At 61.0% G+C, this 14,956-nt stretch carries 11 protein-coding genes; 6 read left to right on the plus strand and 5 right to left on the minus strand.

The features are described from left to right. Nucleotides 1-592: 592 nt before the first annotated feature. Nucleotides 593-1,942 carry an OprD family porin gene (locus tag PFEN_RS12675; RefSeq protein ID WP_191487168.1) on the plus strand — a complete coding sequence of 450 codons (1,350 nt, stop codon included), beginning with the start codon at nucleotides 593-595 and terminating at the stop codon, nucleotides 1,940-1,942. A 487-nt stretch (nucleotides 1,943-2,429) separates the two neighbouring features. Here PFEN_RS12675 and PFEN_RS12680 read toward each other — a convergent pair whose 3' ends face one another. Beyond that, a complete protein-coding gene (locus PFEN_RS12680; RefSeq protein ID WP_191487169.1) occupies nucleotides 2,430-3,272 on the minus strand; it encodes a mechanosensitive ion channel family protein in 843 nt (280 codons plus the stop codon). Nucleotides 3,273-3,394: 122 nt separating this feature from the next. Further along, the gene (locus PFEN_RS12685) at nucleotides 3,395-3,880 is read right to left on the minus strand and encodes a YajQ family cyclic di-GMP-binding protein (RefSeq protein WP_191487170.1); all 486 of its coding nucleotides are present in this window, start codon (nucleotides 3,878-3,880) and stop codon (nucleotides 3,395-3,397) included. A gap of 118 nt (nucleotides 3,881-3,998) precedes the next feature. Here PFEN_RS12685 and PFEN_RS12690 point away from each other — a divergent pair, with 118 nt between their 5' ends. The 4 genes from PFEN_RS12690 (at nucleotide 3,999) to PFEN_RS12705 (ending at nucleotide 8,737) form a co-directional block, all read left to right on the plus strand. Next, nucleotides 3,999-4,952 carry a diguanylate cyclase domain-containing protein gene (locus tag PFEN_RS12690; RefSeq protein ID WP_191487171.1) on the plus strand — a complete coding sequence of 318 codons (954 nt, stop codon included), beginning with the start codon at nucleotides 3,999-4,001 and terminating at the stop codon, nucleotides 4,950-4,952. Next, nucleotides 4,952-5,869, plus strand: a complete 918-nt coding sequence (locus tag PFEN_RS12695) for a putative 2-dehydropantoate 2-reductase (RefSeq protein ID WP_191487172.1) — start codon at nucleotides 4,952-4,954, stop codon at nucleotides 5,867-5,869. The genes PFEN_RS12690 and PFEN_RS12695 overlap by 1 nt, the downstream gene beginning before the upstream one ends. Nucleotides 5,870-6,113: 244 nt before the next feature. Further along, nucleotides 6,114-8,150: an ATP-binding protein gene (locus PFEN_RS12700; protein WP_191487173.1), complete on the plus strand. Its 2,037-nt coding sequence runs from the start codon at nucleotides 6,114-6,116 to the stop codon at nucleotides 8,148-8,150. 2 nt (nucleotides 8,151-8,152) lie between these two features. Beyond that, complete coding sequence (locus PFEN_RS12705; protein WP_191487174.1) at nucleotides 8,153-8,737, plus strand: cob(I)yrinic acid a,c-diamide adenosyltransferase; 585 nt, start codon at nucleotides 8,153-8,155, stop codon at nucleotides 8,735-8,737. 199 nt (nucleotides 8,738-8,936) lie between these two features. On the opposite strand, the gene PFEN_RS12710 is transcribed toward PFEN_RS12705, so the two are convergent. From PFEN_RS12710 to secA, 3 genes are all read right to left on the minus strand, one after another. Beyond that, entirely contained in the window at nucleotides 8,937-9,875 is a 939-nt protein-coding gene (locus PFEN_RS12710; protein WP_191487175.1) for a Nudix family hydrolase, read from the minus strand. A gap of 29 nt (nucleotides 9,876-9,904) precedes the next feature. Next, complete coding sequence (gene argJ / locus PFEN_RS12715; RefSeq protein WP_191487176.1) at nucleotides 9,905-11,122, minus strand: bifunctional glutamate N-acetyltransferase/amino-acid acetyltransferase ArgJ; 1,218 nt, start codon at nucleotides 11,120-11,122, stop codon at nucleotides 9,905-9,907. Between the two features lie 124 nt (nucleotides 11,123-11,246). Continuing rightward, nucleotides 11,247-13,982: a preprotein translocase subunit SecA gene (gene secA, locus PFEN_RS12720; RefSeq protein WP_191487177.1), complete on the minus strand. Its 2,736-nt coding sequence runs from the start codon at nucleotides 13,980-13,982 to the stop codon at nucleotides 11,247-11,249. A 307-nt stretch (nucleotides 13,983-14,289) separates the two neighbouring features. On the opposite strand from secA, the gene PFEN_RS12725 reads away from it, so the two are divergent. Continuing rightward, entirely contained in the window at nucleotides 14,290-14,745 is a 456-nt protein-coding gene (locus PFEN_RS12725) for a DUF721 domain-containing protein (RefSeq protein WP_191487178.1), read from the plus strand. Nucleotides 14,746-14,956 lie beyond the last annotated feature (211 nt).

Here is a 14,956-nt window from a genome sequence, read left to right on the forward strand (position 1 = left end):
GGCTACTATTAGTGCACACCTCACCCCCGACTACCCAGTCAGAGTGTGGACCGGTAACGTTTTTCGCTTTCCATGGATTTTCAATGGATTAGCAGCACAAGGAAAAGCAGTACGTCAAGAGCTAGAGAAAACGGCAGCCACCCTAGGTTTCATAAGGGTTTCAGCGCGATGAGGCGGGCCGGTGAATTTTTTCTAACGTTTTTTTCACTTTGTGCATGCTTGTTGCATCGGTGAGTAAATAGTCGCGACAGAGGGCCGGCCCGGATGCTGAAGCCCCTGCGACATCGTAACAACGCTGAACGGTGCGACCATGGAGCGTTCAGGGCTTGAACATAGATGCTTTCCTTCTATGCTCATGCGCTTGAAAACGGCGCTGAAGTTGTACGGCCTGTGATATATGGGCTGTGAATTTGCGACATGGAGCTAGCTTTTTGCGACAGGGTCGTAAAGAAGCCGCAAGGATAGGTGTGCAAGTATCGCCAAGTTTGTCGGCGTGATATAAGTTTGCGCCGACACAAAAAAGAAAGAGCCGCCCAGACAAAAATACAGGTGGGACGGCAGTACTCTTCCTAAACCAAAGGAGCAAATCACGATGCGCGTGATGAAGTGGAGCATGATCGCCCTGGCTGTTTCCGCAGCAGGCACCCAACTGGCCATGGCCGAACCGTTCGTAACCTCTCAGGCTGATGCCAAGGGTTTTGTTGAAGGTGCTTCGGCTGGTGTAGTTCTGAAGAACTACTACTTCAACCGGACCAATCAAGATCACGGTAACAACGACCAGAAAGACTGGACTCAAGGTGTACTGGGCAAATTCAGCTCTGGCTATACCCAAGGTACTGTCGGCGTAGGTGTAGATGTCTTCGGCGATGCCGGCTTCAAGCTTGACGGCACTGACGACCATGTAGGTACCGGTAACCTGAGTCACGGCGCAAGTGGCGTCAACAACAGCTTTGGTAAAGCAGGCGCGGATGTCCGTGTTCGCTTCTCCAAAACCCAGCTGAAATTCGGCGACTTCACTCCTACCACTTCGCCAGTATTCGCCGTAGGCGGCAGCCGTCTGTTCCAGCAAACCGCCCGTGGTTTTGAACTGCAGAGCAGTGAAGTCAAAGACCTGGATCTCGAAGCCGGTCATTTTTACGGTGGCAGCAGCTCGGACTACACCACTCTTCAGGGCACTCTGACTACCGCCTACACTCACGTTCGGGCCAAGAGCATCGACTATATGGGTGGCAAATATGCCATCAATGACAACCTGACTGCCTCCCTGTACGGTGCCAAGCTCGAGGATGTCTGGAACCAGTACTACACCAACGTCAACTACACCCTGCCAATGGCTAGTGATCAAAGCCTGAACTTCGACTTCAACCTCTATCGCACCAACGATACCGGTAGGGCGCTGGCAGGTGATATCAGTAACACCACTTACTCGCTGGCAGCGGCTTACTCGTTCCTCAAAGCACACACCGTTACCCTGGCCTTCCAGAAGGTGCACGGTGACACGCCATTCGACTACATCGGTGTAGAACGTGGCATGTCTAATGGGGTGCCCGGCCACCAAGGTGGCGACTCGATCTTCCTGGCAAACTCGATTCAGTACTCCGACTTCAACGGTCCTAACGAGAAATCCATTCAGGCTCGTTATGACATCAAAATGGCTGAGTACGGTATCCCAGGTCTGAGCTTCATGGCTCGTTATGTCCACGGTACAGGTATCGATGGTAGCAAGATCGCAGCTAATACCCCTTACGCGGGTAATAGCTACGGTTCAAACGGTCACCACTTCGAAACCAACTTGGAAGCCAAGTACGTCGTACAGTCTGGTCCTCTGAAAGACCTGTCCTTCCGTGCACGCCAAGCTTGGCACCGCGGCAATGCGGATGACGCAGAAGGCAACGTCAACGAGTTCCGTCTGATCACCGAGTACCCAATCACCATCCTGTAATCACCTGATTACTTGCTTGATGATGTGACACTCGTTTGAAGAAAGGCCCATCCTGGTGATGGGCCTTTTTTATTGCATCGACGTTTAGTCCGGAACCTGATAGCTAACTAATGAATAACAAACATCATAATCAGCCGCCCCTCCTTGACTACGGGCACAAAAAAAGAGCTTTCGCCCCAGTGCCACTCGTTGAATACGTGAATATTGAAAACGCCGCAAAACCTGTAGGAGCGAGCTTGCTCGCGATTCCGGCGTCACATTCACCACCGCCATCGCTGGCAATCGAACGTCGACCGGCCGCACCGACAAGAGATTGCGCAGCTCACGCAATTGTCGCCAGGCTTGAGGGTCTCTTCGCTGCGATGCGGCGTCCCGACAAGCCAGGCTCCCACAAGGGGTCGCGCGCTATCAAAATGGCATTCACATCGTCAGTCCAGCATTCTTGCTCCCTTGATGCCCGGCCTGCGGCCAGGCACCCACCTCGAGATTACTTCGCCGACTCTTCCTGCAGCATCCGCACCACCTGTTGCGGAAACGGAATCTCGATCCCCACCGCTTTCAGGCGGTCCCGTGCCAGCTCATTGAACAGGAACAACACATCGCCGTAATCGGCGGTATTGACCCACACCCGCAACGACATGGTGATCGAGTGCGCCCCCAGCGCCGCAACCACCGCCGCCGGCGCCGGATCGGCCAACACCCGGGGATCCTTCGCCATCTCCAGCAGCACCGCGCGGGCATCCTGCAGATTCGCCTGGAAATCCACGCCGACATCGAACACCACCTTGCGGGTGGCCTGACGGTTGGCGTTGGTGATGATGCCGTTCGACAGGTTGCCGTTGGGCATGATCACCGTCTGGTTGTCACCCGTGCGCAGGATGGTATGGAAAATCTGGATACTGTCGACCGTCCCGGTCACCCCTTGCGCGGTGATCGTGTCACCGATACGAAACGGCCGGAACAACAGGATCAAGACCCCACCGGCGAAGTTCGCCAGGCTGCCCTGCAACGCCAGGCCGATGGCCAGGCCCGCCGCACCGATGGCCGCGACAAAGGAGGTGGTCTCCACACCGATCATCGAGGCGACGCTGACGATCAGCAGTACCTTGAGGATGATGTTCGCCAGGCTGCTGATAAACCCCTGCAGCGCCAGGTCGGCATTGCGCAACGCCAGCAGCTTGCCCACGCGGTGGGTCAGGCTGTTGATCAACCACCAACCGATGCACAGGGTGACGATGGCCAGCAACACACGGCTGCCGTATTGCATGATCATCGGGATCCAGGCTTCCGAGGCCTTGACCAGGTGATCCACTTGCGCGTTCAAATCCATTGTTCTCTCCGGTTACCATGCGATGACCCGGCAAAACGCTGGCCGCGCCATGCGGCCCATCGTTTCACCGTGGCTGGGCCCTCCGACGCCGATAACTCCCAGAGGTTCCCTGACAGACTAGATCAGTCGCGGAAATTGTTGAATTGCAGCGGTACGTCGAATTCCTTGGCCCGCAGGTTGGCAATGGCCTCCTGCAGGTCGTCGCGCTTCTTGCCGGTGACCCGCACCTGCTCGCCCTGGATGGCGGCCTGGACCTTGAGCTTGGCGTCCTTGATGTGGGCGACGATTTTCTTCGCCGTGTCCTTGTCGATACCTTCCTTGAAGGTCGCTTCCTGCTTCATCAGCTTGCCGGAGGCGTAGGCATCCTTGATTTCCAGGCACCGGACGTCGATCTTGCGCTTGACCAGGGCCATGCGCAGAATCTCCAGCATGGCTTCGAGCTGGAACTCGGCCTCGGCGGTCAAGGTGATGGTCTGTTCTTTTTCCTTGAACTCGAAGGAGCCCTTGCCCTTGAGGTCATAACGACGGTCCAGCTCCTTGACGGCGTTCTCGACGGCGTTGGTGACTTCGTGCTTGTCCAGTTCGGATACCACGTCGAACGACGGCATCGTTTTTCTCCAAAATTAAATCGGCGCCACTCAATACCGATGGAGCGCGCCAGGTTTGACGGTTAAAATCCGCGAGCATTATAGCGGTTCTTCCCACTCATTCACTTGTGAGTCACCCATGCCGAACCCGGATCTGAGCATTTTGCTGGTGAGTGACGAGAATCTGGCCAGCAGTACCTTGGGCGGCAGCCTCCAGCGCGCGGGTTATCAGGACATCCGTCAGGCCAATGACAGCGTCCTGGCACTCGAGCAGCTCGACCAGCGGGCCACCAGCCTGCTGATCTGCGCGGGCAACGCGGGCCTGGCGCTGGCCGCCAAGGTCCGGCAACGGGACGAGATGAACGATCACTACACCTATGTGCTGCTGATCAGCGAACAATCACCCGCGATCCTGCTGGACGAAACCTCGGACAACGACATCGACGACCTGCTCGCCCCGCTCGATGTCGAGCGCCACCTGCTGACCCGCGTGCTCGCCGCCGACCGCCTGTGCAACACCTTGCAGCGCCTGCGCCAGGAAAACCGCCTGCTGCGCCAGAATATCGCGAGCCTCGAGCAGCGCAACCTGGTGGACTCCCTGACCGGCCTGGGCAATGCCCGCTATCTGCGCCAGAAACTCGTCGACAGCTTGCGCCAGGTCCAGGCCCGTGGCGGCGCCATCTGCTATCTGCTGATCGGTATCGAACAGGCCGAATTGCTACAACGCCAATATGGTAACGATCTCTACGACGAACTGCTGCAAGCCATCGCCCGCCGCCTGCAACAGTTGGTGCGCCCACTGGACGTGCTGGCCCGCCTGGATGAGCGGCATTTCGTCCTGATGACCCTGCCGCCCGACCTTCAGGAATGCGCGCCCAGCAGCTTCAAGCGCCTGCACGACGGTCTGAACCTCAAGACCTTCATGACCAACGCCGGCCCCATTGAGCTCAAGGCCGGCATCAGTCTGGTCGGCCTGGACAACAAGTGCTTCCCGCTGGACCCGCAAACCCTGTTCGACGAAGCCGAGCAACTGCTGCTCGAGTCCTATACCGCCGGCACGGTCAGCGCCAAACGCTTGCCGGCCCGCAGCTGATGAGCACCCACTGGCATGTACTGGGCGCCGGCAGCCTGGGCAGCCTGTGGGCCACCCGGTTGGCCAGGGCTGGCCTGCCGGTCGAGCTTATTCTGCGCGATACCGCGCGGCTGGCGGCGTATGAGGCGGCAGGCGGCCTGACCCTGATCGAACAAGGCCAGGAACAACGCTTTGCGATTCCCGCCCAGAGCCTCGACGCCGACACCCCCATCGAGCGCTTGCTGGTTGCCTGCAAGGCCTACGACGCCGAAGCCGCGGTGGCCCGCCTCGCTGCACGGCTCACCCCCGGCGCCGAACTGGTGCTGCTGCAAAACGGCCTTGGCAGCCAGGACGCGGTCGCGGCCCGGGCACCGCACGCGCGCTGCCTGTTCGCCTCCAGTACCGAAGGCGCCTTTCGCGATGGTGACTGGCGCGTGGTGTTCGCCGGTCACGGTTTCACCTGGCTGGGGGATGTCGCCCACCCCCAGCCACCGTACTGGCTCGATGACCTGACACTGGCTGGCATTCCCCATGAATGGAACACCCAGATCCTCACCCGGCTCTGGCGCAAGCTGGCGCTCAACTGCGCCATCAACCCGCTGACGGTGCTCTACGATTGCCGCAACGGCGGCTTGCTGGAACATCATTGTGAAGTCGCCACACTCTGCGCCGAACTGGCCGAGCTGCTCGAATGCTGCGGCCAGCCGGCCGCCGCCCTGGACTTGCACAGCGAAGTGGAACGGGTGATCCAGGCCACGGCGGCGAACTATTCCTCCATGCATCAGGACGTCGCTCAGGGGCGACGTACCGAAATCGGCTACCTGCTGGGCTATGCTTGCTCGGCGGCGGCACGCCATCACCGCAACCTGCCGCACCTGAGCCGCCTGTACAACCGGCTGGTGGCTCATCTGATGGCAAAGGGTTTGCCCAGTACCTGAGTGGGTCATCATAGATGAGTAGGTCACCATGGATGTGGGAGCGGTGCTTGGTCCGGGCGGCGTTCCGACGAAGCTTTTTGTGGCCTCAACGACCTCTTCGCGGATGAATCCTGCTCCCACAGCTTTTGGTGGCCTCAACGGCCTCTTCGCGGCGTTCCGGTAAATCCTGAGTTTGGTACACTCAAGGAAGGCTTGGCGGTAGCCCCCTGCCCGCTTCCCTTCGTCTCTCGAAACAGGACAACCGATGCCTCTGCGCCAGCGCCTCGAAAACCTGCCGGTCGGCCAAAAACTTCTCGCCGCCCTGTTGGTCCTGCTGACCACCGTGCTGCTGGTCGCCAACCTGACATTCATCGGCGCCGCCTACTGGATCTCCCAGGAGAGCATGGCGCCCCAGGCCTTGCAAACCATTGGTCGACTGGTGTCGAACCCAAGCCTGGTCAGCCAGGCCCTTGACTCCCCGCAAGCCGCCGAAGCCCTGCTCCACGAACTCGACAGCTACTCGCCGCTGCGCGCCGCCGCGATTTATGACGGCCCAGGCAATCGCATGGCACAACTGCAACACGGCGATCACCTGAACCTGCCGGAGCGCTTTCGTCACATCGAAGCCTGGCGCCTGACAGAGTTTCGCAGCAACCAGGTCATCGACATGCCGCGCCCCGGCGCAGCCCCCGGACACCTGCTGCTGGTAGCCAGCAGTGAACTACCGGTGGCCTTCTATACCGGCACCTTGACCGCCAGCCTCGGTATCCTGACCTTCAGTATCCTGTTGTGGCTGATCATTGCCCGCCAGATCAAGCGCCTGATCACCCGGCCAATCCACGAGCTCGAAGAACTCTCGCGCCAGGTCACCCGTGAAGAGAACTACGCGCTGCGAGCCCCGCGTGGCAACCACGACGAGATCGGCAGCCTGGCCGAAGCCTTCAATACCATGCTGTCGCGGATCGAGGCCCGGGAGCAGCAGCTCAAACGCGCCCGCGACGACTCCCAGGCCGCCTATGACCAGGCCCAGGGGCTGGCCGAGGAAACCCGCCACACCAACCGCAAGCTGGAACTCGAAGTCCAGGTGCGCAGCAAGATCGAGAAAAAGCTCACGGGCTTCCAGAACTACCTCAACAGCATCATCGACTCCATGCCCTCGGCGCTGATCGCCCTGGACGAGCAGCTCTATGTCACCCAGTGGAACCAGGAGGCCAGCGCCCTGTCCGGCACGCCGCTGGACGAAGCGCTGAACCAGCCGATTTTCCTCGCCTTCGAACCGCTCAAGCCGTTCCTGCCGCAACTCAAGGAAACCGTCGAGCAACACAGTGTGACGAAGATCGAACGGGTGACCTGGATCAAGGATGACGAGGCCCGCCACTATGCCCTGACCTTCTACCCATTGATGGGCGGCGCCGGACGCGGCGTGGTGATTCGCATCGATGACATCTCGCAGCGCCTGTCACTGGAGGAAATGATGGTGCAATCGGAGAAGATGCTCTCGGTCGGCGGCCTGGCGGCGGGCATGGCCCACGAAATCAACAACCCCCTGGGGGCCATTCTGCACAACGTGCAGAATATCCGTCGGCGCCTGTCAAAGGAGCTGCCGAAGAACCTGGAGTATGCACAGCAGGCCGGCATCGACCTGGACACCGTCAACCGCTACCTGCAAAGTCGCGAGGTGCCGCAACTGCTTGACGGCATCCAGCAGGCCGGCGCGCGGGCGGCGAAAATCGTCACCCACATGCTCAGCTTCAGCCGGCGCAGCAACCGCGAGATGGCCCCCTGCGATCTGCCGGCACTGATCGACCAGGCGGTGGACATCGCCGGCAACGACTTCGACCTGACCATCGGTTTCGACTTCAAGGGCCAGGCGATCATCCGCCAGTTCGACCCGCAACTGGGCCCGGTCCCGGGCACCGCCAACGAGCTGGAGCAGGTGTTGCTGAACCTGCTGAAAAACGCCGCCCAGGCCATCCACCAGCGCGAGAACGACAGCGAACCCGGACGCATTACCCTGCGCACCCGCTTGAATCCGCCCTGGGCCGAGATCCAGGTCGAGGACAATGGCGTCGGCATGCCGGAACACATCCGCAAACGCACCTTCGAACCCTTCTTCACCACCAAGGAAATCGGCCAGGGCACCGGGCTGGGCCTGTCGGTGTCCTATTTCATCATCACCAACAACCACAAAGGCCAGATGGAAGTGCAATCGACGCCGGGCGCGGGCACCTGCGTCACCCTGCGTCTGCCCTTGGCCGGCAGTCAGACGGCGCTTCCCGAACTGAGCAAAGCGGAGTCTTGAGCATGGGTTTTCGTCTGTCGAAGATTTACACACGCACCGGCGACGCCGGGGAAACGGGACTGGGCGATGGGCGTCGGGTGCCGAAGGACCATCCACGGATCGAAGCCATCGGCGAAGTCGATATGCTCAACAGCCAGTTGGGATTGCTACTGGCCGGGTTGGCGGAGCTGGTGGTGATCCATCCAGAGCTCAATGAGCTGATCGAGGTGCTGACCCCCATTCAACATCGCCTGTTCGATCTCGGCGGTGAACTGGCGATGCCGACTTACCAGGCCCTCGACGCCGCCGAGGTCCAGCGCCTGGAAAACGCCATCGATCGTTGGAACGAAGAGTTGGGGCCGTTGGAAAACTTCATCCTGCCTGGCGGCTCGATGTTGATTGCCCAGGCGCATGTCTGTCGCAGCCAGGCGCGCAGCGCCGAACGGCGGTGCCAGCAGTTGAATGCAGTGGAACCTTTGGGTGAGGTTGGGCTGGCTTATATCAACCGACTGTCGGATCTGCTGTTCGTCGCGGCGCGGTTGATTGCACGGCGCGAGAAGATCGCCGAAGTATTGTGGGAGGCGGCAAAAAAGCCGGTCTCTCACTGAAGATCGAACAGCATTGAACCAGCAGCCGGGCTCAATTCTGTGGCGAGCGGGCTTGCCCGCGCTCGACTGCGCAGCAGTCGTAAAACCGATCACCTCGGTTTGTCCGACAGACCGCGTTAGCTGGTTTTAGGGGCGCTTCGCACCCCAGCGCGGGCAAGCCCGCTCACCACAAGTTCGCGGGGCACCTGAACCGTCGTTATTACGGCCAGAACGCCCGAATGCCGGCGACGCCCTGCGCGCCGGTTTCCCAGGCCAACGAGCGCTCGTCCGGTCCAACCCCGCCCAGCAGATACACCGGCTTGTTGAACCCGGCGATCAACTGCCCGGCCTGCTCCCAACCCAGCGGCTGCGCATCCGGATGGGTCTGTGTCGGTTGCACGGGCGACAACGTGACAAAATCCACGCCCATCTGCTCGGCCAACGCCAACTCTTCAACGTTATGACACGAAGCGGCCAACCAGCGATCCGCCGGCAGTGGACGCCCGGCACTGGCGTATTTGCGCAACTGCGCCGACGTCAGGTGCCAACCCGCCGAAGGGAAATCCCCCAGCCATTCGAAGGGTCCCTTGAGCATCAACTGCGCCTTGCCCGCACACAGCCCCACCGCATCCACCGCCAAGTCGCGATATTGCGGGTCATAGCCGTTCGGCGCACGCAGTTGAACCAGCCTGATCCCGCCGGCAATCGCCTTCTGGATCCCCTTGAGCAACTGCGGGGTGTCCAGGCCATCCGGGGTAATCAGGTACTCAGCCGGTAAACGGGCCGCCGCGACTATCGGCTGGTTGGCCGCCGGAAACTGGTAGTCCGCCAGTTCCCGTGCGGTGACCCAAGCCAGCGGCTGCCCCTCGGCACCGTGGGGTTCGCCAGTAAAGGCCGAAACCTCCCAGACATCCAGCAGAACCTGCTTGTCCGGGTAATCGTGGCGCACCTTGATCAGCGGCCGGGCGGCACTGACCACAATACCCAGTTCCTCCTGGAGTTCGCGGGCCAGGGCCACCTGGACGGCTTCGCCGTCCTCGACCTTGCCACCGGGAAACTCCCAGAGACCGCCCTGATGCTGGGTATCCGCCCGCCGGGCTATCAGAATGCGGCCGTCGACGCCACGGATAACCGCGGCCGCCACATGGATGCGTTTCACGTTGCAATCTCCTGCGCAGGACCTGTGGATCAGGTGCGGTATTCCGCGTTGATCTTCACGTACTCGTGGGACAGGTCGGTGGTCCAGATGGTTTCACTGCACTCACCGCGACCCAGTTCAATACGAATGGTGATCTCTTCCCGGGCCATCACCGCCGACCCCTGCTCTTCGGTGTAGCTCGCGGCACGCGCGCCGCGGCTGGCGATGCAGACTTCACCGAGGAACACATCGATCTTGCTCACATCCAGCTCCGGCACGCCGGCACGGCCGACGGCGGCGAGGATCCGGCCCCAGTTCGGATCGGAGGCGAACAGCGCGGTCTTGATCAGCGGTGAATGCGCCACGGTGTAACCGACATCCAGGCATTCCTGGTGATTGGCGCCGCCATTGACGGCGACGGTGACGAACTTGGTCGCGCCTTCGCCGTCGCGGACGATGGCCTGGGCCACCTCCATGCACACTTCGAACACGGCCTTTTTCAGCGCTTCGAACAACGGCCCACGAGCCTCGGTGATTTCCGCGAGGGCGGCCTGACCGGTGGCGATCAACATGCAGCAGTCGTTGGTCGAGGTGTCGCCATCGATGGTGATGCGGTTGAACGATTTGTTGGCGCCGTCCAGTATCAGGTTATGCAACACCTCGCGGGAAACCTTGGCGTCGGTGGCGATATAGCCGAGCATGGTCGCCATGTTCGGACGGATCATCCCCGCCCCCTTGCTGATCCCGGTGACGGTGATGGTCACGCCATCATGCTGGAACTGGCGGCTGGCGCCCTTGGGCAGGGTGTCGGTGGTCATGATCCCGGTGGCGGCCGCAGCCCAGTTGTCCACGGACAGGTCATCCAGGGCCGCCTGCAACGCCCCTTCGATTTTTTCCACCGGCAACGGCTCGCCGATCACCCCGGTGGAGTACGGCAGCACGGCGCTGGCGTCGACCCCGGTCAACTCGGCCAGCTTGGCGCAGGTCCGCGCGGCGGCGACCAGGCCCGGCTCGCCGGTCCCGGCGTTGGCATTGCCGGTGTTGGTCAACAGATAACGCACGTTGCCCTGGACACGTTGCCTGGCCAGGATCACGGGCGCCGCGCAAAACGCATTGAGGGTGAACACCCCCGCCACCGTGGAGCCTTCGGCACAGCGCATGACCACCACATCCTTGCGCCCCGGGCGCTTGATACCGGCCGAGGCGATACCGAGTTCAAAACCGGCAACCGGGTGCAATGTGGGCAAAGGACCAAGACCAACAGCCATGAATGCGCTCCTTTCAATGTGATGTCTGCACTGCCGTCACAAGCGACAGTGTTTCAAATGGAAAAACGCCGCGACGGCATGCCGGTCGCGGCGCGGGTATTTCAGGGTTCAGACCCGCAAGGACTTAGCTGATCTGACCATGGCAATGCTTGTACTTCTTGCCCGAACCGCAGTAGCACAGTTCGTTACGGCCCAGTTTCTGCTCGTTGCGCACCGGCGCGGTGGCCAGGGCAACATCGACTTCTTCACCGAGAACTTCCGGCTCGTCCAGACCCGGCGCCTCAGCGTGCTGGAACTGCAGGCGCTGGGCCAGGGCTTCGGCTTCCTGACGCAGGCGCGCCTCTTCCTCGGCCGGGTCCTCGCGACGCACCTGGACGTGGGACAGGACGCGAATCGAATCGCGCTTGATGGAGTCCAGCAGCTCGGAGAACAGAGTGAACGACTCGCGCTTGTATTCCTGCTTCGGGTTCTTCTGCGCATAACCGCGCAGGTGAATGCCGTGACGCAGGTGATCCATGGTCGACAGGTGGTCTTTCCACAGGTCGTCGAGCACGCGCAGCACGATCTGCTTCTCGAAGGTGCGCAGCGCTTCGGCGCTGGCCTGCTCTTCTTTTTCGTTGTATGCCGCCAGCAGCTCGTTGAGCAGCTTCTCGCGCAGGGTTTCTTCGTAGAGGTGATCGTCTTCGTCGAGCCACTGCTGGATCGGCAGCTTCACGCCGAAATCGTTCTGCAGGGCCGACTCCAGGCCCGCCACGTCCCACTGCTCGGGCAGCGATTGTGGTGGAATATGGGCGCTGACGGTAGCGTTGAGCACATCCTGGCGGAAATCGGCGATGGTTTCACCGATATTATCGGCGGCCAGCAACGTGTTACGCATGTGATAGATCACTTTACGCTGTTCGTTGTTGACGTCGTCGAACTCGAGCAGTTGCTTGCGGATATCGAAGTTGCGGCCTTCGACCTTGCGCTGGGCCTTTTCGATGGCGTTGGTCACCATGCGGTGCTCGATCGCCTCGCCCGGCTGCATGCCCAGGGCCTTCATGAAGTTCTTCACCCGGTCCGAGGCGAAGATGCGCATCAGGCTGTCTTCCAGCGACAGGTAGAAGCGACTGGAACCGGCGTCACCCTGACGACCGGCGCGACCGCGCAACTGGTTGTCGATACGACGGGACTCGTGACGCTCGGAGGCGATCACCTGCAAGCCGCCCGATTCGAGCACCTGCTGGTGGCGCTTCTGCCAGTCGGCCTTGATCTGGGCGATCTGCTCGGGGGTCGGGTTTTCCAGCGCCGCCACTTCGACTTCCCAGTTACCGCCCAACAGGATGTCGGTACCACGACCGGCCATGTTGGTGGCAATGGTCAGGGCGCCAGGGCGACCGGCCTGGGCGATGATTTCCGCTTCCTTCTCGTGGAACTTGGCGTTCAGGACCTTGTGCTCGATGTTCTCCTGGTTGAGCAGGCTGGACATGTGCTCGGAGGTTTCGATGGTCGCCGTACCCACCAGCACCGGGCGACCCTGGGCCAGGGACTCCTTGATATCGGTGATGATCGCCGCGTACTTCTCTTCGGCGGTGAGGAATACCAGGTCGTTGTAGTCCTTGCGCGCCAACGGCTTGTTCGGCGGAATGACCATCACTTGCAGGCCGTAGATCTGGTGGAACTCGAACGCTTCGGTGTCGGCGGTACCGGTCATGCCGGACAGCTTGGTATAGAGGCGGAAGTAGTTCTGGAAAGTGGTCGACGCCAGGGTCTGGCTTTCGGCCTGGATATTGAGGTTTTCCTTGGCCTCGATGGCCTGGTGCAGGCCCTCGGACAGGCGACGACCGGGCATGGTACGACCGGTGTGTTCGTCCACCAGGACCACCTGGCCGTCCTGGACGATGTATTCGACGTTGCGATGGAACAGCTTGTGCGCGCGCAGGCCGGCATACACGTGGGTCAGCAGGCCCAGGTTATGGGCCGAATAGAGGCTCTCGCCCTCGGCCAGCAGGCCGACCTGGGTCAGCATCTCTTCGATGAACTGGTGACCGGCTTCGTTCAGCTCGACCTGACGGGTCTTCTCGTCGACGGTGAAGTGGCCTTCCTTGGTCACCACGCCTTCCACTTCCTCGATGTGCAGCACGAGGCGCGGGATCAGCTTGTTGATCTCGGTGTACAGCCGCGAGCTGTCTTCGGCCTGGCCGGAGATGATCAGCGGGGTACGGGCTTCGTCGATCAGGATGGAGTCGACTTCGTCGATCACGGCGAAGTTCAGCTCGCGCTGGAACTTCTCTTCCATGCTGAACGCCATGTTGTCGCGCAGGTAGTCGAAACCGAATTCGTTGTTGGTGCCGTAGGTGATGTCGGCGGCGTAGGCGGCACGCTTCTCTTCCGGCGGCTGGAACGGCGTGACCACGCCGACCGTCAGGCCGAGGAATTCATAGAGCGGACGCATCCAGTTGGCGTCGCGGCGAGCCAGGTAGTCGTTCACCGTGACCACGTGCACGCCCTTGCCGGACAGCGCGTTGAGGTAGACACCCAGGGTTGCCACCAGGGTTTTACCCTCACCGGTGCGCATTTCCGCGATCATGCCTTCATGCAGGGTCATGCCGCCGATCAACTGCACGTCGAAGTGGCGCATGCCCATGACCCGCTTGCCGGCTTCGCGGGCAACCGCAAAGGCTTCGGGCAGGAGTTTGTCGAGGGTCTCACCTTGGGCTATGCGGGCCTTGAACTCTCCGGTCTTGGCACGCAACTGCTCGTCCGAAAGGGCCACCATTTGCTCTTCGAAGGCATTGACGATCTGTACCGTCTTGAGCATGCGTTTGACTTCACGCTCGTTCTTGCTTCCAAAAAGTTTCTTTAACAAAGGCGCAAACATATCGGCAGGTTCTTCCACACATAGGGATGGAGGGCGGCCCCGTGAGTCGCCCGTGCAGCCCTCATGGCCGCATGCGAACGAGTATTCTACCCGGAAACGATGGTGAGGAAAGTGGCGTTGATCCACGATGCTGGCACAGCGCTGTGACGGGGCCACTCTAAAATAAGGTCTTTTTCCCGAACTTCAAGCCATCGAGCGCAGACGTTGACCGCGGACTTTAGGGCCAAAGACGATTCACATCAATGGCCGCAGGTTGAGCGGGCGCTTCTGCTACCATGGCGACTCTGTTTCTTCAGGTGTCTGAATCATGGCATTTCGCCCTCTCACGGCCCGGGCGCCCGCCGCCCTGCTTCGCGAAGCCAAGCCACTGAAAGCCATTTTCGGCCATGCCCAGCGCCTTGCTCATTTGCAGCGCCTGCTGGAAAGCCAACTGCAACCCGCCGCCCGCGAACACTGCCACGTGGCGTCGTGGCGGGAAGGCAGCCTGCTGCTGATCGTCACCGACGGGCACTGGGCAACCCGCCTGCGCTACCAGCAAAAACGCCTGCAACGGCAATTGCAGGCGTTCGACGTCTTCGACGGCCTGACCCGCATCCTGTTCAAGGTGCAACCGCCGACCGTCCCCCAGGGCGCGGTGGGCCACACCATGGATTTGTCCGTCAATGCGGCACAAACCATCCAGGACACCGCCGATGGCATCAGCGATCCGAACCTGCGCGCCGCCCTGGAGCGCCTGGCCAGCCACGCCAAACCCAAGACCTGAGTTGCCTGCCTGGCCCTGACTGAACGGATCAGGCCGCCCCTCCCCGGCGCGGTCCTGGCTAATCTTTGCGCCTGTGCGGCCGATAGCAGGAAGACAACCAAGAAAACAATCAGAACAACCCTCCGGCCCTCCCCTGAGCTGATCCCTAAGGAGCAGAGGAAGTATCAGCTTACGTTCAACGCGGCCCTGCGCGCCACCTTTGATCGCCTAC

The sequence above is a fragment of the Pseudomonas sp. FEN genome (assembly GCF_904067045.1).
In the GTDB taxonomy this organism is placed as follows: domain Bacteria; phylum Pseudomonadota; class Gammaproteobacteria; order Pseudomonadales; family Pseudomonadaceae; genus Aquipseudomonas.

Coding starts and splice junctions, on each gene's coding strand:
- PFEN_RS12725 (WP_191487178.1), top strand. CDS start 14,290: ATGGCATTTCGCCCTCTCACGGCCCGGGCGCCCGCCGCCCTGCTTCGC.
- secA (WP_191487177.1), bottom strand. CDS start 13,982: ATGTTTGCGCCTTTGTTAAAGAAACTTTTTGGAAGCAAGAACGAGCGT.
- argJ (WP_191487176.1), bottom strand. CDS start 11,122: ATGGCTGTTGGTCTTGGTCCTTTGCCCACATTGCACCCGGTTGCCGGT.
- PFEN_RS12700 (WP_191487173.1), top strand. CDS start 6,114: ATGCCTCTGCGCCAGCGCCTCGAAAACCTGCCGGTCGGCCAAAAACTT.
- PFEN_RS12695 (WP_191487172.1), top strand. CDS start 4,952: ATGAGCACCCACTGGCATGTACTGGGCGCCGGCAGCCTGGGCAGCCTG.
- PFEN_RS12705 (WP_191487174.1), top strand. CDS start 8,153: ATGGGTTTTCGTCTGTCGAAGATTTACACACGCACCGGCGACGCCGGG.
- PFEN_RS12690 (WP_191487171.1), top strand. CDS start 3,999: ATGCCGAACCCGGATCTGAGCATTTTGCTGGTGAGTGACGAGAATCTG.
- PFEN_RS12675 (WP_191487168.1), top strand. CDS start 593: ATGCGCGTGATGAAGTGGAGCATGATCGCCCTGGCTGTTTCCGCAGCA.
- PFEN_RS12685 (WP_191487170.1), bottom strand. CDS start 3,880: ATGCCGTCGTTCGACGTGGTATCCGAACTGGACAAGCACGAAGTCACC.
- PFEN_RS12680 (WP_191487169.1), bottom strand. CDS start 3,272: ATGGATTTGAACGCGCAAGTGGATCACCTGGTCAAGGCCTCGGAAGCC.